Source organism: Vibrio sp. D431a (assembly GCF_030248655.1).
Taxonomy (GTDB): Bacteria; Pseudomonadota; Gammaproteobacteria; order Enterobacterales; family Vibrionaceae; genus Vibrio; species Vibrio alginolyticus.
The window spans coordinates 267723-286602 of record NZ_JAHGAP010000015.1; the positions used below are offsets into that span (position 1 = coordinate 267723).

Here is an 18880-nt window from a genome sequence, read left to right on the forward strand (position 1 = left end):
CAAAACAATGAATACGAAAATTAAGTCTGCGATGACCTCTCTGCTACTTATGCCCTTTGTCTGTTTGGCTGGGGAGTTCAATGTAGAGAAGGATATCTTGTTCAAAACTGTAGGTGAAAGAGAGATTAAACTCGATCTTTATACTCCTTCGGTTGAATCAAATACTCAGTACCCGTTATTAGTCTGGGTACATGGTGGTGCATGGAAACGTGGGAGCAAAGACGCCATCCCAGAAAAGAACCCATTATTACTTCAGTCTGTGTTGAATGAAGGTTATGCGCTAGCTTCAGTTGATTATCGTTTAAGTGGAGAAGCGATCTTTCCTCAACCAGTACAAGACATTAATGATGCACTGAACTATTTGTACGACAATGCTGAAAAGCTCGGTATTAAAGCGGACAATGTTGTGATAATGGGACGCTCTGCTGGCGGGCACCTCGCTGGCTTTATTGGTGCGACTAACTCGGCATACAACCAAGTAGATTTCTATGAGCCACCAAAGTACAAGGTCTCAGCCGTAGTAAGCTTTTTTGGCCCTACCGATTTACTTGAGTTAAGTAATAAAGGTGGCAAGAAAACCAGCAAAAAATCGTCTGTATCTCGTTTCTTAGGAGATATTCCAAACAATATTCCAAAGCTTGCCAAGAAAGCATCAACGACGAGTTATGTGAATGAAAATACTCCACCATATATACAGTTACACGGCACCTTGGATAAGCGAGTGCCTCTATCTCAAAGTGAGATACTTAAGGCTAAGCTTGATGAGCATGGAGTTACCAACCAACTTTTCATTGAAGAAGGTGTAGGACACAGTGCACCTGTCTTTGATACCGAGAAGTACGTTACTCATGTTTTGGACTTCTTAAATAAACACTTTCCGAACTAACGCTCTAGTCAATATAAGGCTTAAAAGTTCAAGGGGAAATACTGAGCCAACTGTGATTACAGTTGGCTTTTTCATGTATCTCTATTGGGCATTTTATCATTCTGATTAATGGGAGCGGCTGGCTCATTTTCAGGCAGTGGTTGAATAAATCTATGACTACTTTAGGGTATGTATTCTAACGTACTTCTGTCCAAAAAAGTGTTTCGTTAGCTTGAATTAGAATAACAAAGCGCTCTTCACGAAAGTTAAGGGCGTTAACAGCCTTTCAAGTTGTTTGAAATGAGGTATCGAGATCCGCTTCGCTCCTAGTTACGTTCAACCTTAGCTGCTACTTTTCATCAACAAATAGAGATGAGTTACCATCAAGTAGCATAGGGAAGCGAGTGAGCACTATTCTCTCAAATGAACACTAAACCCCTTCTTTGTAGCCTGTCACCTTCAAACTACTTCCTCTAGCGCTAACAATTAATTCAAATGTGCGCTGGTTAATGATTTTTCTGTAAGTAACACAATTGAACGTGATAGAAGTAACAAAATCACCTCTTTGCGGTAACGTTCCCGAAAAGTTTATATATTATCGCCCTCATTGATATAAGTAGTAGAGACGCTCTGAGTACGAGCGCTCTGAAATTCAGGCTTTAGATGGACATTTAAAGTCACCATAAGTTTGCGATTTTTCTTGGGAACGTTTGCAATATGCCTAAGTATAAATTTACGTGAGACTATGGAAATGAAACTACACACTTTGACGATGGCAGTAGCGCTTGGACTGGTTACTGCACCTGTATTCGCAGCAACAGATGTTGACGCTCTTGAAAAGCGAATTAATGAATTAGAACAGAGACTTGAGCAGACAGAAAAAGCATCCACAGAAGCAAATGAGAAAGCCTCAAGCTTTGAGTTTCATGGCTACGCTCGTTCCGGGCTGCTCATTAATGATGATCTGAATGGTGCAGTGGGTACTGGTCCTTACATGACGGCAGCTGGTGCTATTGGCGCGCCAATTGGACGATTAGGGGTTGAGGATGATCATTATGTGGAAGCAAACCTTATTCACAAACGCTTTGCAGATGATGGTTCCAGCTCATTGTTCCGAATCATGTTGGCAGATAGTACGGAAACCAATAACGAATGGACAGCGAGTGAGAGTCAATTAAACGTTCGTCAGGTATATGCTGAGCTAAACAAGTTGAGCATGTTCTCTGAATCAAGTGCGTTTGCTGACGCGACGTTTTGGGCTGGTAAACGATTTGACCGTGATAACTTTGACATTCACTTCTTTGACTCGGATATTGTTTTCTTATCTGGCACTGGTGCTGGTGTGTATGACGTCCAAATGAGCGAATCATGGAAAGCAAACTTCTCGATCTATGGTCGTGATTTTGGTGAGATTGATAGCTCGTCAACGGATGTTGAAAACTATATCGCGACAATGAACAACCGCTTCGGTAATTGGCAATTGATGCTGAGCGGCATGACGTCAGCTGATAACAATGATCGCGTAGAAGGCGCAGCGGACAAAGGTTTACATGCGATGTTTGCCTACCATGGCGATACCTTCTTTGGCATGAGTGAAGGCTTTTCTAAAACTGGTATTTTGATGGGTGATGGATTGGGTGCGGAACTTAAAGGCATCGGTTCAAACGGAGATTTGTTAGAAGACGCAAAAGCCGTACGCTTGTTTAGCTATGGTGTAACACGCATCGGCGACAACTGGCGTGTAGCACCTGCGTTGCTAGCAGAACACAGCCAAGATCGCTTTGCTAAAAATGATGAATTTACGTGGGCATCGTTCAACATCCGCTTAGCGCAAGAGTTTACGCAGAACTTTGAGATGGTTTATGAAGGCTCATACCAATACATGGACCTAGACAATGCGATTGATAAAGCAAGTGGCAGTTTTTACAAAGCGACAATTGCACCAACGCTTAAGATGTCTACCGCTGCAGGTTTCTTTGACCGTCCGGAGCTACGTTTTGCAGTTAGCTACGTTGATTGGAGCGAAGACTTGAATGGCTACTCGATTAGCCAGGATGCGGGTGCTGCAACGATGGGTGATGGTGGTGAAGTTCTGTTTGCACTGCAAATGGAAACTTGGTTCTAAAGGGACCTAACCTACAAAGAGTAATAAGAAAAGCGCCAACTGATTTCAGTTGGCGCTTTTTCATTAACAGGACTGACGCTCAATAGTTTTGAAGGTTAGTACCATCTTACTCATTTCAAAACTTCTGTTGGCAATTCTATCTAGTAACAGTTTCGCACCATTTTCCCCTGCTTTATCAAATGCATAGTTAAATGTTGATAAGGTTGGGGTGCACACTGATGCGAGCTCATCATCACCAACGCCTAGCACTAAAACGTCTTTACCCGGTGTTAACCCGAGCTCTTGAATCGCTCTCATCGCACCGATAGCAATACGGTCTGTCGCACAGAACAAGCCATCTAGCTTAGGGTTCTTTGTTAAGTGTTGTTTTGCCAATGAATAGCCAGAATCGATGGTAAAGTCACCACGAGCATGGAAGGCGAGCTCAAAACCATGATGCTGTAGCGCTTGAACAAATCCTTCAGAGCGTTGCTTATCTACCGCGATATCGTCACCTTGCACACCAATAAAACCCATAGTTTGGCAACCTTTTGCAACCAGTCTATTTCCCGCTTCAAACCCTACTCGTGCGTCATCATGAATGATGCTTGGAATATTAAACATGGAACCATCTTGACCGACGAGCACAACTGGAACGGCTGAGTTTTGAATTGCTTTTACCAGTTTGGAATCGAGGTGGGTGGCGTAAAGAATGATCCCTTCAACCCGTTTTTGGTTAAAGATCTGAATGTATTCCAGTTCTTTTTCGTGGGCTTGGTGAGTGCTAGCAAGTAAGACATGTTTCCCGGCTTTTTCAAGGACATCGGTTAATCCATCGACACCTTGGGATGTGGCATGAGAGGAAACCCGAGGAACAATGACACCAACCAGATTGGTCTTTTGAGATTTTAGATCTTTAGCGACTTGGTTCGGCACATAGCCACACTCCGCTACTGCTTGGCGGACCTTCAGTTTTGTCGCTTCTTTTACGCCATATTCATCGTTTATAACCCGTGACACTGTTGATTTTGATACGCCAGCCAGACGGGCGACATCATGCAGACTCGCCATTGTTCCTATCCATTCTGTTTTTCGTTTTTGGGATTGTTTGCAAAGAGAAGATGAAAAGCTCTTTGATAAGTAGCGATTCTAACCTCCTATACTGCTCTTAGGGAGAGAATTTGACGATCATTCTCACATTCTCTCTGCTTTATCTTTGATCATTTGGTTTTATTGAGCAAAAATCTGTTTTGCAAACGTTCCCGAAAATTTCGCAAGCTCAGATAATAATCCAATGGGGTATGAAATGAATTATCCGGCAGTAGCAAAAGAGTTGTTAACTCTATTAGGTGGTAAAAGCAACATCACCGCACTTGCGCATTGTGCGACACGCTTACGCCTTGCCGTTGCAGATGAGCAAAAAATAGATGAACAAGCGATTGATAGCCTTGAAGGAGTAAAAGGGCAGTTCAAAGTTGCGGGTCAGTACCAAATCATTTTTGGATCTGGCATCGTAAACCAAGTTTATGCAGAAATGGCGAAGTTGACGGGGATGAGTGAAATGTCCACCAACGACGTTGCGTCTGCTGGCGCAGAGAAACAAAACATTGTTCAGCGCGCGGTGAAAGGGCTGTCTGATATTTTCGTTCCAATCATTCCAGCAATCGTCGCTGGTGGTTTGTTGATGGGTATCTATAACCTATTGACTGCTCAAGGCTTGTTCATTGATGGTAAATCTTTGATTGATGCCAACCCAGGACTGACAGACTTGGCGAACATGATCAACACGTTTGCGAACGCGCCGTTTGTTTACCTGCCTATTCTGCTGGCATTTTCAGCCAGTAAGAAGTTTGGCGGTAACCCATATTTAGGGGCGGCGCTAGGTATGTTGATGGTTCACCCTGACTTGCTGAATGGTTGGGGATTCGGCGGCGCATCTGTGTCTGGCAACATTCCGGTTTGGAATATTCTTGGCTTTGAAATCCAAAAAGTGGGTTACCAAGGTTCGGTGTTACCGGTTTTGGTATCGGCATTCATTCTTGCGAAGGTTGAGCTAGGCTTACGTAAAGTCATACCTTCTGTTTTAGACAACCTTTTAACGCCATTACTGGCGATTTTCATAGCGGGTTTGCTGACGTTTACTGTCGTCGGTCCGTTCACGCGTGATATCGGTTTCCTATTGGGTGATGGTCTGAACTGGCTATACAACACTGCTGGCTTTGTTGGTGGTGCGGTATTTGGTCTTATTTATGCTCCGTTTGTTATTACTGGTATGCATCACAGCTTCATTGCTATTGAAACTCAACTTCTTGCGGATATTGCGACGACGGGCGGCACCTTTATCTTTCCTATTGCGGCGATGTCTAACGTTTCTCAAGGAGCGGCTGCGTTGGCGGTGGGCGTGATGAGCAAAGATAAGAAGATGAAAGGTATTGCGATTCCATCTGGTGTTACGGGTTTGCTGGGTATTACAGAACCGGCTATGTTTGGTGTTAACTTAAAACTACGTTACCCATTTATTGCGGCAGTTTGCGCTGCGGCGTTATCAAGTGCGTTCATCACAATGTTTAATGTGAAAGCTCAGGCATTGGGCGCAGCTGGTCTTCCAGGCATCATTTCCATTACGCCAGAGAAGATTGGGTACTACATCGCGGGTATGGTGATCGCGTTCTTGACCGCATTTGTTCTCACCATTGTTCTTGGTATGCGTGACCGCGCTAAAGTCGGTAGAAAAGCAGCGGCTTAATCTGAACTCCTTAGGGGTGGAGTCCCCCAAAATCCACTTCTTTTCCTAAATGTTTGGGATGCTAGCCAAGCACTAATGGCTTGGCTAGCCTTTTTCAATTTTTACTTGGTAGTGAAGGTGTTCAACACGTTGGACTATCAGGGCTTTAATTTCAAGGTAAGCAAGATGAATCAAGTGTGGGTAACTGGTGATGCTGTTGTCGATCTAATACCGGAATCTGAGACTTCTTTACTCAAATGTCCCGGTGGTGCACCAGCGAATGTCGCCGTAGCTATTGCTCGTCTATCTGGTAAGAGTGCGTTTTTTGGACGTGTGGGTGATGACCCATTTGGTCGCTTCATGCAATCAACGCTCGATCAAGAGGGCGTGAGCACGGAGTTTCTCGTTAAAGATCCTGAGCAAAGAACATCAACAGTGGTGGTGGATTTAGACGAGCAAGGTGAGCGCAGCTTTACGTTTATGGTAAAACCGAGCGCTGATCAGTTTATGTCTGTTGAAGACATCCCAAACTTTAAGCAAGGTGACTGGCTACACGTTTGCTCAATTTCACTGGCAAATGAGCCAAGTAGAAGCAGCACGTTTGAGGCGATCAAAAGAGCAAAAGCCGCTGGTGGTTTCATTAGCTTTGACCCTAACTTGCGCGATGAAGTGTGGCAAGATCAATCAGAGATCCAAGCTGTAGTGATGAAGGCTGTAGCGATGGCTGATGTGGTTAAGTTCTCTGAAGAGGAGCTTTTGTTCTTAACTGACTCAACATCGATGGCGCAAGGTTTACAACAAATAGCCGCTTTGAATATTGCTTTGGTCTTGGTGACACAAGGTGCTAAAGGCGTTTGGCGCGTCTTTGAAAATCAGAGTGAGCTGATCACTGGTCAAGTCGTTAGTCCGATTGATACCACAGGTGCGGGTGATGCTTTTGTCGGAGGGCTACTGGCATGTCTGTCTCAGCATGACGATTGGAAAAATCATCCTGTTGTTAGCTCTGCGATTCAATGGGCAAATGCCTGTGGTGCATTAGCGACGACGCAAAAAGGCGCAATGACCGCGCTTCCGACCCAGACAGAATTGCTGCAATTTATTGGGCAATGATCTTCAGATCCAATTTCAGTTGAGAAAAATTATGAGCTTAAACAACCGTTGGACTGTAGAGCAAAGATATCGCCGACTTGAGCAAATCCCTCAGTGTGATATCGAAGAAATGACACTTTCACGTCAGCAAGATAAAGGCTTTCCTAGTTTTCATATCGCCCCTAGATTTGGGCTGTTAAATGACCCAAATGGGTTGTGTTATTTCAATGGTGAGCACCACATCTTTTACCAGTGGACGCCTGTGGGACCAGTCCATGGAATGAAGTATTGGTACCACCTTTCTACTAAAGACTTCATCCATTTTACTGATCATGGTGTGGGTTTTCATCCCGACCAAGACTACGATTCACATGGTGTCTATTCGGGCGGTGCTTTGGTGGAAAACAACAAGGCTTTGCTGTTTTTTACTGGTAATAAGCGTGACCAAAACTGGAATCGAATTCCAACACAGTGCTTTGCCACCATGGATTCAGATGGCAACATTGAAAAGCATGGTGTGGTCATTGAGAACGAACATTACACGGAGCACTTTCGTGATCCAAAAGTTTGGAAGAAAGGCGACGACTATTTGATGGTGGTGGGTGCTCAAACCAAAACCGAGCATGGTTCAATGGCGCTCTATCAAAGCAAAGATTTGAAAACGTGGCAGCATAAAGGTCCTATCAAGACCAAGTTTTCTGACCTTGGGTACATGTGGGAGTGTCCTGATTTCTTTGAGATTAATGGTCAATCGGTGATGCTGTTTTCTCCACAGGGCGTGAGCAGTAATAATCCTTATGATTTCAAAAACATCTATTCTGTTGCGTATATCGTGGGTGATCAGTTGAACCTAGAGTCGATGATTTTAGAAAACCACCAAGATATTTTGCAGCCAGATTATGGGTTTGATTTCTACGCCCCACAAACCTATTTAGATGAGAATGGGCGTCGCATTCTTATTGCATGGATAGGGTTGCCAGAAATCGACACACCATCGGTCACACACCAGTGGGCAGGAATGTTGTCTCTTCCTAGAGAACTAACGTTGAAAGATGGTTTTCTTGTTCAAGCTCCGCTCCCTGAGCTGAAGAGTTTAAGAAAAGAAGAGGTGGTCTTTGCACAATCCCATACACTGGAAAGCACAAGTTGTTTGATCCAATTAGACCTTGAGGGCGATGGCTTTGAACTTGAGCTGAGTAACCTCAAAGGTGACAACATCGTCTTTAGTGCGACAGAGCACGAGTTTATGCTGGACCGTCGTCACATGTCTCATTTGTACGCAGAAGAATTTGGTGGTATTCGAAAAGCACCAAGATTGGACGCTAAGCAGACGATTGAGATGTATATCGACAATTCTGTCATCGAGATTTTCATTAATGGCGGCAAACACACGATGACCAGTCGTTTCTTTATTGATGACCTCAATACGGTAACGTTGAGAGGGTTGGAGCAAGCAAGGCTTTTCCCTTTGAAAGGTATAACTGGTTTGTTTGAATCAGCTAAGTAACGGTTTCGAATACATTAAAACGCCCTTCATTGATTTAGTGAAGGGCGTTTTTCTTTCTAACTATCTAACTTAACTGCCTATCACGCACGTAAGTTGTTTGAACTAAGGTATCCAGAACAACTTCATTCTTGGTGACTTTGAAGTTTAGCGGTTGTTCTAAATCCCCAAATAGAGGTGCGCCGCCGAGTGTCGCTTACTCATCGTTGGCATCTCGAACCTAGTTCACATTATCGCGACGTTTTTACTTATAGCGTGAAAGAAAATCCCATAACCAAAGGTTCTAACTAAAAGAGATTGCAGGACTTTTATTTAGCGAATTCGACCTAATATCTTGAGTATGCCTAATCGCAGTTGGCGAAGAGGTGATGTTAATAATGCTTGCTGGCGCGTAAGACCCGTCAGTTTGAAGATGCATTCAAACACAATAAGGGAAAACAATGGCTAACGAATACATTCCACCAAAAGTTTGGACAAACGATAATGAAAACGGCGGTCAGTGGGCGAGCATCAACCGTCCGGATTCTGGCGCACGTCATGAGCAAGAGCTTCCAGTTGGTGAGCACCCATTCCAACTTTACTCAATGGGTACCCCAAACGGTCAGAAAGTGACGATCATGTTTGAAGAGCTTTTGGCGGCTGGCGTAACGGCAGCAGAATACGATGCATACCTGATTAAGATTGGCGATGGCGACCAGTTTGGCTCTGGCTTTGTGGCTGTTAACCCAAACTCTAAAATTCCGGCATTGGTTGACCGTTCGGGTTCTGAGCCAGTGAACGTGTTTGAATCTGGCAACATCTTGTTTTATCTAGCAGAGAAGTTTGATCATTTCTTACCAAAAGAAGGCGCTAAGCGTGCTGAGGTAATGAACTGGTTATTCTGGCTGCAAGGTTCTGCGCCATATCTAGGCGGTGGTTTTGGTCACTTCTACGCGTACGCACCAGAGAAGTTCGAGTACCCAATCAACCGCTTTACAATGGAAGCAAAACGTCAGTTAGATGTATTAGACAAGCGTCTTGCGAACAATGAATTCTTAGGTGGCGATGAGTACAGCATCGCTGATATCGCAACATGGCCATGGTACGGCAACCTTGTGTTGGGTCGTGCTTACGATGCGGCTGAATTCTTAGACGTAGAAAGCTACAAAAACGTTGTGCGTTGGGCAAAAGTAATTGATGAGCGTGAAGCGGTAAAACGTGGTCGAATTGTGAACCGTTCATGGGGTGAAGAATGGGAGCAGTTACCTGAGCGCCACAGCGCAGAAGATATTGATAAAGTATTGAAACTTAAACCATAAGCAATCTTGGCCTAGCTACGTCAAATGAGTTTAGTTTTATCTATGCTTATACAGTGACCTTAATCAAATCTATAGCGCACCATATACGGTGCGCTATTTTTATTCTCATTTAGTCTCGAAATGCTAATTTATATCACCTCTTGAAGAGCATTTAGTTCGTAGATGAATCTTTAATGTATTTATATATTATGATGCAAAACAAAGCTCATATTTCCATGTTAAATATGGACTGGTTATACTGCTTTCTAATAATTAAATTATTTAAAAATTATAAACTGATTTTATATCCATTATAAATAAAATTAATGATAACTAATATTTGACATAACCACTAATTTTGTGTGGAATATGCGGGTTGATTTGTTTTGATGAAATAAAATTAATTTCTAATACTTTTATTTCTGGCAAGCTTAGCTTTTAGCGATGTTTAATTATTAATGCTTATATCATGAAAGAGGATATGTATGATGTCGTCGTTTGAGTCGTACTGGGTTGGGATACGTCAAAGAATAGCCGCACAAACCGAAGGTAACCGCAGTTTAAAGTCTCTAGTCATTAAAAAGCAGCGTGTGAACTTAAATAACAGTGGGTTATCCTTTCGCGCTAAGTCCGGATGCCTTATCCCTCACTGTTATACCAAGTTCTCTGATGAGATAAACCTAAAAACATCGAAAAAATCGTCTCTTAGTTTTAAAAAAGGAAAGCTGTATTTTTCTCCAGTTTAATAATAAATGAAATTTACATAAATTATAATATTAGGTTTTTAAATTTATCGATAATTGATTACGATTTTATGATGCGTTTTCAATATGTTTTCTTGGTAAATAATTAGCTGGGCTTATTGTTGATTGTTTTTGTTGTTTCCTATTTAGATATGGATAAAAGCTCAACTACTTTTCCTATACCAACTTACTCCCTGAATTGACTTGCGCGCTTTTTCTCCCCTCTCAAAAAACATAGCGTTACGGAATTATTTTCGCTCCTGTTTCATTCTTCAAGACGAAAGCTCTACCTACCTCTCATTATTTTCGACAAACATTGAGTAAAAGTAACCAATCGTAACAAGGTGGCTGTAACTGAGCGCCGTTTCAATATACTCGTTTTTTAACTAGGTAATCCCGCGCTTTGAATTCATTCGGGTACCGTTTGTAAGCCTTAAATGCTACTAAGATAAGATGTCATGATGAGAAAAAGTACTATATTACACACAGTGTTAATTACAGGGTTCGCTGCTGTATCCTCGTTGGCTTATGCTGCGCCTTCAGTTGTGCCAAATGCGCCGGAACTCAGTTCTCGTGGTTATGTTTTGATGGACTTCCATACGGGGAAAGTACTGGTTGAACGTGATGCCCACAAACGTTTAAACCCCGCGAGTTTAACGAAGTTGATGACTGCTTATGTAGCTGGTCAAGAAATTAATACAGGCAATATTACGTTGAATGATGAGGTTGTCATCAGCCGAAATGCTTGGGCAAAAAATTTCCCAGATTCTTCAAAAATGTTTATTGAAGTCAATACTTCCGTTTCTTTGTCTGACTTATACCGTGGTCTGATTGTTCAATCTGGTAACGATGCCAGTGTTGCTATTGCTGAGTATGTTGCGGGAAGTGAATCAGGGTTTGTGAGTTTGATGAATAGTTGGGCCGCCAAGCTTGAATTGTCTAACACGGCATTCACCAACCCTCACGGCCTAGACAGTGACGGTTTATATTCGACACCTTATGATATTGCCAAGTTGGGCCAAGCGATTATTCGTGACTTACCTGATATCTATCCGCTGTATAGCGAAACCTCGTTTACTTACAATGGCATCACTCAATACAACCGTAATGGCTTGCTTCGTGATCGTAGTATGAATGTCGATGGCATGAAAACTGGATATACAAGCGGTGCGGGTTATAGTCTAGCGACTTCTGCAATACAAGGTGATATGCGTCTGATTGCTGTAGTGATGGGAGCGAAGAGCGAGAATGTTCGTGAATCAGAAAGCAAGCAGCTGTTAAGTTATGGCTTCCGCTTTTACGATACGGTAATGCCGACTGAGGCGGGTGCGGAACTTGCGAAAGCTCGAGTTTGGATGGGCGAAAAAGACGAGCTTACTGTTGGCGTAGCTAACGATGTTTATCTCACTTTGCCAAAAGGAGATGTAAAAAATCTGCAAGCGGAAGTTGAATACAACGGTGATTTAGTTGCGCCAATTTCTGAGCAACAAGTGGTTGGTAAAGTGCTTTACAAAGTCGAAGGTAAGGTCGTAAATGAAGCCGAGCTCGTTGCATTGGAGTCCGTGGAGGAAGGCAGTTTATTCAAGCGAATTTTAGACTGGTTTAAGCAATTGGTCGCTAGCTGGTTCTAAACAGTAGCGAACTTCTGTCTATATCACTCTATCTTGTTAATGTTCTATTAAATCAATTTACTAAGGCGGCCAACGTGGTCGCCTTACGTTTTTGGAATACTCGTTGCGTTAAAACGCAGGCCTTCTTGTAAGGGTGTGTTTTACCTGACCAAGAGCGTTTTGTGTTTTTGGGTGCGAGAGAAAAGAAACTAGAACAAGAATGGAGTGACACGTGCACAAGATTTTATCTTTGACATTGATTTTATCGCTCATGGGCTGCGCTATGCCTTACCAGCAGGAGGTCGATAGCGGCCAATGTGTTGGAGTCATGACCTCTCAGGATGCATATGGTTATTTAAACCCAAACCATTACACGATGCAGGTACTCGCGCTAAAGCAAGAAAAAGATGTGAAAGATTATATTCGCTATATCGATCCTAAGCATCCGGTTTGGGTTAACTGGAAAAACAGCCGAGGCACGCGTTGGTATACGGTAACTGTTGGTGATTTTAAAACGAAACAGGATGCCTACAATGCGCTTTCTTCATTACCAAGCCGTGTAAAGCAGTCATCCCCGTTTGTGCTGACTTTTGCGGAAATGCAGCGTAAGCAACAAACGAGTGTTGTGAGAATGCGTTAGCCAACAAAAAACGGAAGCGATGGCTTCCGTTTTTGTATTTAGGAGTAAGCTTAAAGCGCCGCTAAAATCGTTTCTGCTTTGCTTGCTTCAAACTCTTTTGGCTCTTCAACGTTAAGCTTAGTCACTGTGCCGTTTTCAATGATCATCGCGTAACGTTGTGAGCGAATACCACCAAAGCCGCCTGTATCCATTTCAAGACCTAATGCTTTAGTAAAGCTAGCGTCGCCATCGCCCAACATCAGAATCTCAGAAGCGTTTTGAGCTTCGCCCCACGCTTGCATCACAAATGCATCGTTTACAGAAACGCACGCAATTAAATCAACACCTTTTGCCTTTAGCTCATCAGCTAATACCACATAGCCTGGTAGATGAGCTTCTGAACAGGTAGGGGTGAATGCGCCAGGTACAGCAAAGAGTACGACTTTCTTGTTCGCAAACAGTACTGTAACGTCGTGGTTAACCATACCATCGGCAGTCAACTCACTTAGAGTTGCAACTGGTAGAGCTTGGCCTTGTTGAATCATGATTATATTCCTTTTTGTGTGCTAGTTTAGCTTTCTCAGTCTAGCGTTTATAAATGCGGTTAACCACAGAGTTTTTGTAGGGTTTTAATACCTACGCGTTTGACCTAAGGCGTGGCACTGATGCCTTTATTGCAACGCTTCGTGCTGGTTTACGTATTGGCTAACAAGGTGACGATATTTCGCCTTTAACTCGTTATCGATAAAGCTGGCATCAATCGCGTTCATTGTAAATTGGGCAAGTTCACTCTTACTCATTGGATGTGCGTTGTTGACGGCCAGAAAGTTATCCGTCATGTAGCCACCAAAGTACACAGGATCGTCTGAGTTAATCGTTACGGCGACACCTTTTCGTAGCAAATCCACAATATTGTGATCTTTCATATCGTCGAATACACATAGCTTAAGATTCGATAACGGACACACTGTCAGTGGCATTTGGCTTTCGATTAAGGATTCAACTAATGCTTCATCATCAACACAGCGAACACCGTGATCCACGCGGCTCACGTAAAGCATTTCAATTGCATCGCTAATATTTTGTGCGGGGCCTTCTTCACCTGCGTGAGCAACGGTAAGTAAGCCTTCTTCTACTGCTTGTTTAAATACGCGCTTGAATTTAGCTGGCGGATGACCTTGTTCTGAAGAATCTAGTCCAACACCAATGATCTTATCACGGTGTTTCAGAATAGCCTGTAGGGTCTCTATGGCGCTCTCTTCTGAAAGGTGACGGAGAAAACACGCAATAATTTGCGAGGTAATGCCAAGTTTTTCGTGACCATCTTTTAGCGCGCGAGCGATTCCATTGATAACAGTGTCAAAGTCTATGCCGCGTTCTGTGTGTGTTTGAGGGTCAAAAAAGATTTCGGTATGAATAACGTTGTCTTCTTTACAGTGCAGTAAGTATTCCCAAGTGAGATCGTAAAAATCTTGCTCCGTACGCAGAACTCCCGCTCCTTGGTAATAGAGGTCGAGAAATGATTGTAAGTCTGTGAACTGATATGCGCTGCGTAGTTCACTCGGAGAAGAGTAAGGGATCTCGATGCCGTTTCGTTTTGCTAATTTGAATAAGAGTTCCGGCTCAAGTGAACCTTCGATATGTAAGTGCAGCTCTACTTTTGGAAGACCTTGAATAAATGCGTTCATATTCCACCTTATGTGTATTGTGGATGCAGTTACTCTAAGAATAGGTATAGATAGAAATAAATCGAACGCTATCACAAAGAGTAAGACCCACGATGATCTCAACTCTTCGTAATCAGCACTTTGCGGGAACTGGTAGAGACCCCCAAACCATATCATTGGGGTTATACGAAGCAAACGAGAGGGATTATACGCAAAAATATCGCTTTGGCTATACGCAAATAACCTAACTGTCATTAGTCACGGGTTTTCCTGTGAGCGAAACGACTATTTGCAAGTCCACTTGAGTATAGAGGAGCCAGTTGTTTTTGCGTGTGTGAGAGGCACGTGTAATTAGAAGAGTAGTCTAAAAGAGTGGAGATTCGTTTGAGCAAAGGTAGGTGGCGGTACCTTGCACAACGATAAAGGCAGAGAAAGCACTAGAGAGCATTTATAGATCGAATAACTTATCAAATTCTCTTTGTTCCATAATGTCTTCTATGCGGCGTCGAGTTTTCTGCTTTACCGCCGCCGCGTTTTGTTCAGACTCTTTTTTGTCTTTTTCTGACTGCTTCTTACTTTTTCTAGCCATTGGATACCTTCCAAATTAGTTGCATTATCCATTAATGCATGAAAACTGAATCAGTTAACAGTAAAACTTCCTAACTTTGAACCTGAATCACAGAGAATAGTTCCAGATTGCGTTTTCTCACAATATTCAAAATCGATCATGAAGCTATGAGAAAGAAGTTTCGGTAATACGTGCCTTCGTAAAATATCACCATTTAATTGATGTATTTTAGCGTTCCAAGAGGTTTGAGGTTGTTCTAAATTAAATTCAATTTCTAACATTTATTCTCCTGTTTTTTAGTGATTTTCTCTTTGTTAAGTAATTGATACCAATGCCTTTGACGGCCAGTTCTTTTTGAGGACATGATTTTTCCTATAAATAATAAATTAAGCAGTACTATTCAGTTTATTTTAGATAGCACAAAGCAATGCCTAAAATTAGGTTGAGTGATTGATGAAAGAATATTTTTGAAGGAGAGAGGTTTGGTGCAGCATGGGCATGCTACACCAAGAAAAGCAGTCTTATAGAGGAGTTACTTCAGTCGCTTGAGGACCTTTTTTACCTTGCTCTACATTGAAGCTTACTTTCTGACCTTCAGTCAGTGTTTTGAAACCGTCAGAAACGATAGCGTTAAAGTGTACGAATACATCTTGGCCGCCGTTGTCTTGAGATAGAAAACCGAAGCCTTTAGTTTCGTTAAACCATTTTACTGAACCAGTTACTTTAGACATAAAAATACCTTTGAATTAAACATTAAAATTATGATTTGTTTTGTGGATCTTTTCTAAGCTATTGAATGTTCAATCAAGAGGAAGTTGTACGCAGGTGTCTGAATTGGGGATTCAAGATTTTACTGAGAGGAAACTTAAACTAAATGTTGCATTAACAGCTCTCTTCTAAGAGCCAAGGCACACTATACACCTTGTTTAGAAAATAGCTACATTTATTTTAGATAAATTAAATGTGCTCATTATTAACTCGATAAATTGTATTGTTCGAAAAAGTTGAATAAGTAGAACGAATAGTATGGCTCATAATTTTAGCTCATCAACCTAAAATAGAACCTTATCGATAGCCATAGATTGAACATGCGATTTGCAAGCGGTCACAAAGATAAACTAGGAGAACTAGTATGAGTACATTCAGAGACATTCGTCAGCTTATTCCTGCGCAACCTACTGCTGATGGTGATGGAGTGAAAATTCGCCGAGTAGCGGGTTTCAATCATGCTAGCTTTTCTCCATTTTTGATGATGGATGAACTCAAATCAGAAGACCGTGCTGACTATATCGGCGGTTTCCCTCCGCATCCGCACCGCGGTATCGAGACGCTTACTTATATGTTGAAAGGTCATTTCCAGCATCGTGATCATATGGATAATGTTGGCGAGCTTCGTTCCGGTGGTGCACAGTGGATGGCGGCAGGAAGAGGCGTCATCCATAGCGAAATGCCTATTATGAAGGAAGGCGAACTGCATGGTTTCCAAATTTGGATTAACCAGCCTGCGAAAAATAAGATGCAGCCAGCTCAATATCATGACTTTCAACCTGAAACGATCACTGAGTTTGATACTCCGAATACGGGGGTTGTACGTTTGATTGCGGGTCATATGACTATAAACAACGAACGAATTCAGGGGCCGCTAACAGAGACAGGTGTTGCTGCCACGGTAGCCGATTGGAGAGCGATGGGTGGTCAAGCTTTGAATTTGAACACGGATCAAGACAACAACATGATGCTCTATGTCTATAAAGGTCGTATTCAATTAAAAGGTCGTGAGATCAATCAAGGCGAAATGGCCATTTTATCGAAAGGTGAATGGGTTGAATTACAGGCCGAAAAAGAGAGTGGTGCACTGATCTTTATAGGTGAGCCAATTAATGAACCCGTGGTGCATTATGGCCCTTTTGTCATGAATAGCATGGAAGAGATAGAACAAGCCATCCAAGACTACAACTCTGGGTTGTTTGAAACTTACTAGTTTTGACAGCCTACTCGCTTTCTCAGTTAGCGAGCAAATTAAAACAGTTTTGAGCCTGAATATTGGGCTCGACCAGAAGCAAATACGATAATCCACTGCCATCGAATTTGCGTTAGCCACGTTTAATCCACGTGGCTTTTTTCTACTTCTGACTCCAGCGTATGATGGCTTCCTTTCCTGCTTCAATTCCTAACTCATAAGCATGACGCAGTGGTGCTGGCGATCGACTCAGCCGTTTCAACTTGAATGTTTCAGGAGGACACACTTGAATGATTTCGATACCAGGTGGTGGGTTGTTGATCAGCGCTAAGGTCTGATTGTAGCGAACTTCACGTGTCAACATAGGTTCAATTAATCCGGGCGTTTCTTTCAACATCCTCCTAGTTAGGGCGCTGAATTTTCCTCTTGGCTTTTGATAGCTTGCGGGCTGACTGCGTAAAACCATAATCTTTTTGGCTCCTCGCTTTATTGCTTCTGCAACAGGAAGTGCGTCTGAGACGCCACCATCAACGTATTGAATTCCGTTCAGTGATACGCCATTTCGGTAAAGTACAGGCAGTGCGCTGCTGGCTTTCATTGTTTCTGCCAAGTCGTCGACATCAGGAAGGTGGTACTCCGCTTGCCCATTGTCTTGACGCGTCACGCCTAAAAAGAAAGGTCGTGAATCAGCTTTGAGCGCAGATTTATCGATTCCAAGTTCTTCGAGGGTGACATTCCACATCCAGTCTAAGTTCATCATATCACCACCACGTAGAAGTTGAGATGGAGAGATAAATTCTTTTCTTAAGCTGTAATCGAGGTAGATTTTTAAGTTACGTCCGGGCATTTTAGCTAAGTAGGCAGCCAAGTTGCTAGCACCCGCAGACACTCCCCAAAAGCTATCAAATGGAGAGAACTCGCTAGCAAGAAAATGATCGAGTATGCCGCATGAAAATACGCCTCGCATGGCTCCACCTTCGACAATCAATGCTCGAGAGCCTACTTTTTCCATCACTTCGCTCCACTCTTTATCAATCGGATAATAGCGTGCAGCTTAACGCATAATGGTTTTATACCCAAGTGGGCCAAAGGTCTATTGGTTGCGTTCCTTTGAATAAAAAGGGCATCAACGGATGCCCTTGTCACTTTTAGCTTATGGAATTGCGGGTAATTGAGTCGCTAATTTAGTGAAGGAGACCGAGCGAATTAGCCCCCTTACATAGAGCCATACCTGTAGTCCCATACTGATCGTTGTTGGAATAGTTTGATGATCACTTGTTAAATAGGCATACAAACACTATCCAGAGCGTTGTAAGCAAAAGTAATGGGGTGAATACTTTCTGGATAGAAGCGCCATCAGTTAAATTGTAAATTTTGATGGATTCATTATAGAACGCTCGTTTGAATTCTTTGAAGCTAATGTCGCTCTTCGCATGCGACTGTTCATAGTGCTGGTGCGCAGCGTCCGATAGCTGGTATTCCAAGTCTTGGAGCTCGTACTCCTTGTTAAAAAACGCATCCCAAGCCGAAAGGCGGGCTATCGTTTTAGGAGATGGATCCCCATTTAGTTTCTCTAGACGTTTAGCATAAGCTGCTTGATATTTATCCACGGTATATTCCTGTCTGAATAGACGTTGAGTTAGAACATATGTAAAAAAGAAAAATAAGTAATAAAAGGTTTTTTACGTTCTATACCTGTGATAAATGCTAAAAATTTCAATGCTCTAGCACTCCGATGTCGCAAATGATATTGATGGAATTGCTCTGCGACAAATAAAATAATTACTCTAGATAACAACGAATTTTTGTTGTTTTTTTAAAAAACTGATCATGAGATTGAGTGGGGATTTTTACCGAGAAGAATTTCGCTACTGTAACTGTCTATATTTACTCAAAAAGAGAAAATCTTAGAAGCTTTCTTTGATTGATGTGAGATATTTTAGGTCGAAAAGCATTAATTTTGGCTATGCTTATAGTTCGTCTTTTTTGTTGTTGAACTCTACTTCGAGGGGGAAAGAACCCATATTTCGAGCATAGGATAGCTCGCTTTTTCGTTACGTCGTTCTTGGAGTTTGAATCAGTGACGACGCTATGAGTCTAGCATCTTGAACTCACTTGGGTGTATTGATTAATTATAAAAGTAAAGCAG

The 18880-nt window shown here is 42.5% G+C and carries 17 protein-coding genes, 1 pseudogene and 1 riboswitch; of the genes and pseudogenes, 9 read left to right on the forward strand and 9 right to left on the reverse strand.

Features of this window, described 5'->3' with window-relative positions; genetic code table 11:
* Positions 1-7: 7 nt before the first annotated feature.
* Both KJB35_RS14230 and KJB35_RS14235 read left to right on the forward strand, forming a co-directional pair.
* A complete protein-coding gene (locus KJB35_RS14230) occupies positions 8-886 on the forward strand; it encodes an alpha/beta hydrolase (protein WP_017819845.1) in 879 nt (292 codons plus the stop codon).
* 730 nt (positions 887-1616) lie between these two features.
* Positions 1617-2990, forward strand: a complete 1374-nt coding sequence (locus KJB35_RS14235; protein ID WP_017633790.1) for a carbohydrate porin — start codon at positions 1617-1619, stop codon at positions 2988-2990.
* 63 nt (positions 2991-3053) lie between these two features.
* Here KJB35_RS14235 and KJB35_RS14240 read toward each other — a convergent pair whose 3' ends face one another.
* On the reverse strand, positions 3054-4040 hold the full coding sequence (locus KJB35_RS14240; RefSeq protein WP_017633789.1) for a LacI family DNA-binding transcriptional regulator: 987 nt from the start codon (positions 4038-4040) through the stop codon (positions 3054-3056).
* A 235-nt stretch (positions 4041-4275) separates the two neighbouring features.
* Here KJB35_RS14240 and KJB35_RS14245 point away from each other — a divergent pair, with 235 nt between their 5' ends.
* From KJB35_RS14245 to KJB35_RS14255, 3 genes are all read left to right on the forward strand, one after another.
* Positions 4276-5715: a sucrose-specific PTS transporter subunit IIBC gene (locus tag KJB35_RS14245; protein WP_025767958.1), complete on the forward strand. Its 1440-nt coding sequence runs from the start codon at positions 4276-4278 to the stop codon at positions 5713-5715.
* 165 nt (positions 5716-5880) lie between these two features.
* A complete protein-coding gene (locus tag KJB35_RS14250; RefSeq protein ID WP_151515747.1) occupies positions 5881-6804 on the forward strand; it encodes an aminoimidazole riboside kinase in 924 nt (307 codons plus the stop codon).
* Positions 6805-6835: 31 nt separating this feature from the next.
* Complete coding sequence (locus KJB35_RS14255) at positions 6836-8290, forward strand: sucrose-6-phosphate hydrolase (protein ID WP_213907764.1); 1455 nt, start codon at positions 6836-6838, stop codon at positions 8288-8290.
* Between the two features lie 64 nt (positions 8291-8354).
* Here the strand turns inward: KJB35_RS14255 and KJB35_RS28375 are convergent.
* Positions 8355-8474 (reverse strand): annotated as a pseudogene (locus KJB35_RS28375) (dihydrofolate reductase); the annotation flags it as partial.
* A 253-nt stretch (positions 8475-8727) separates the two neighbouring features.
* Here KJB35_RS28375 and yghU point away from each other — a divergent pair.
* The 3 genes from yghU (at position 8728) to KJB35_RS14270 (ending at position 12557) form a co-directional block, all read left to right on the forward strand.
* Complete coding sequence (gene yghU, locus KJB35_RS14260) at positions 8728-9585, forward strand: glutathione-dependent disulfide-bond oxidoreductase (protein ID WP_005373705.1); 858 nt, start codon at positions 8728-8730, stop codon at positions 9583-9585.
* A 1183-nt stretch (positions 9586-10768) separates the two neighbouring features.
* On the forward strand, positions 10769-11938 hold the full coding sequence (locus KJB35_RS14265; protein WP_031778835.1) for a D-alanyl-D-alanine carboxypeptidase family protein: 1170 nt from the start codon (positions 10769-10771) through the stop codon (positions 11936-11938).
* Positions 11939-12149: 211 nt separating this feature from the next.
* Complete coding sequence (locus tag KJB35_RS14270; RefSeq protein WP_005373701.1) at positions 12150-12557, forward strand: SPOR domain-containing protein; 408 nt, start codon at positions 12150-12152, stop codon at positions 12555-12557.
* 50 nt (positions 12558-12607) lie between these two features.
* Here KJB35_RS14270 and KJB35_RS14275 read toward each other — a convergent pair whose 3' ends face one another.
* The 5 genes from KJB35_RS14275 to KJB35_RS14295 all read right to left on the reverse strand — a co-directional run bounded on the left by KJB35_RS14275 (position 12608) and on the right by KJB35_RS14295 (position 15502).
* Positions 12608-13081 (reverse strand): peroxiredoxin, encoded by a 474-nt coding sequence (locus tag KJB35_RS14275; protein WP_285357071.1) that lies wholly within the window; start codon positions 13079-13081, stop codon positions 12608-12610.
* 126 nt (positions 13082-13207) lie between these two features.
* Positions 13208-14224 carry an adenosine deaminase gene (locus KJB35_RS14280; protein ID WP_017819853.1) on the reverse strand — a complete coding sequence of 339 codons (1017 nt, stop codon included), beginning with the start codon at positions 14222-14224 and terminating at the stop codon, positions 13208-13210.
* Between the two features lie 89 nt (positions 14225-14313).
* Positions 14314-14413, reverse strand: a riboswitch (purine riboswitch).
* A gap of 238 nt (positions 14414-14651) precedes the next feature.
* Positions 14652-14792, reverse strand: a complete 141-nt coding sequence (locus KJB35_RS14285) for a PA3496 family putative envelope integrity protein (protein ID WP_017633782.1) — start codon at positions 14790-14792, stop codon at positions 14652-14654.
* Positions 14793-14842: 50 nt separating this feature from the next.
* Entirely contained in the window at positions 14843-15052 is a 210-nt protein-coding gene (locus KJB35_RS14290; protein WP_005373692.1) for a hypothetical protein, read from the reverse strand.
* A 240-nt stretch (positions 15053-15292) separates the two neighbouring features.
* Positions 15293-15502, reverse strand: a complete 210-nt coding sequence (locus KJB35_RS14295) for a cold-shock protein (protein WP_005373691.1) — start codon at positions 15500-15502, stop codon at positions 15293-15295.
* 401 nt (positions 15503-15903) lie between these two features.
* On the opposite strand from KJB35_RS14295, the gene KJB35_RS14300 reads away from it, so the two are divergent.
* Entirely contained in the window at positions 15904-16752 is an 849-nt protein-coding gene (locus tag KJB35_RS14300; RefSeq protein ID WP_042522691.1) for a pirin family protein, read from the forward strand.
* A gap of 142 nt (positions 16753-16894) precedes the next feature.
* Here the strand turns inward: KJB35_RS14300 and KJB35_RS14305 are convergent, their stop codons facing one another.
* Both KJB35_RS14305 and KJB35_RS14310 read right to left on the reverse strand, forming a co-directional pair.
* Positions 16895-17743 (reverse strand): patatin family protein, encoded by an 849-nt coding sequence (locus KJB35_RS14305; RefSeq protein WP_042522690.1) that lies wholly within the window; start codon positions 17741-17743, stop codon positions 16895-16897.
* A 259-nt stretch (positions 17744-18002) separates the two neighbouring features.
* Positions 18003-18341 carry a hypothetical protein gene (locus tag KJB35_RS14310; RefSeq protein WP_017635147.1) on the reverse strand — a complete coding sequence of 113 codons (339 nt, stop codon included), beginning with the start codon at positions 18339-18341 and terminating at the stop codon, positions 18003-18005.
* Between the last annotated feature and the right edge of the window lie 539 nt (positions 18342-18880).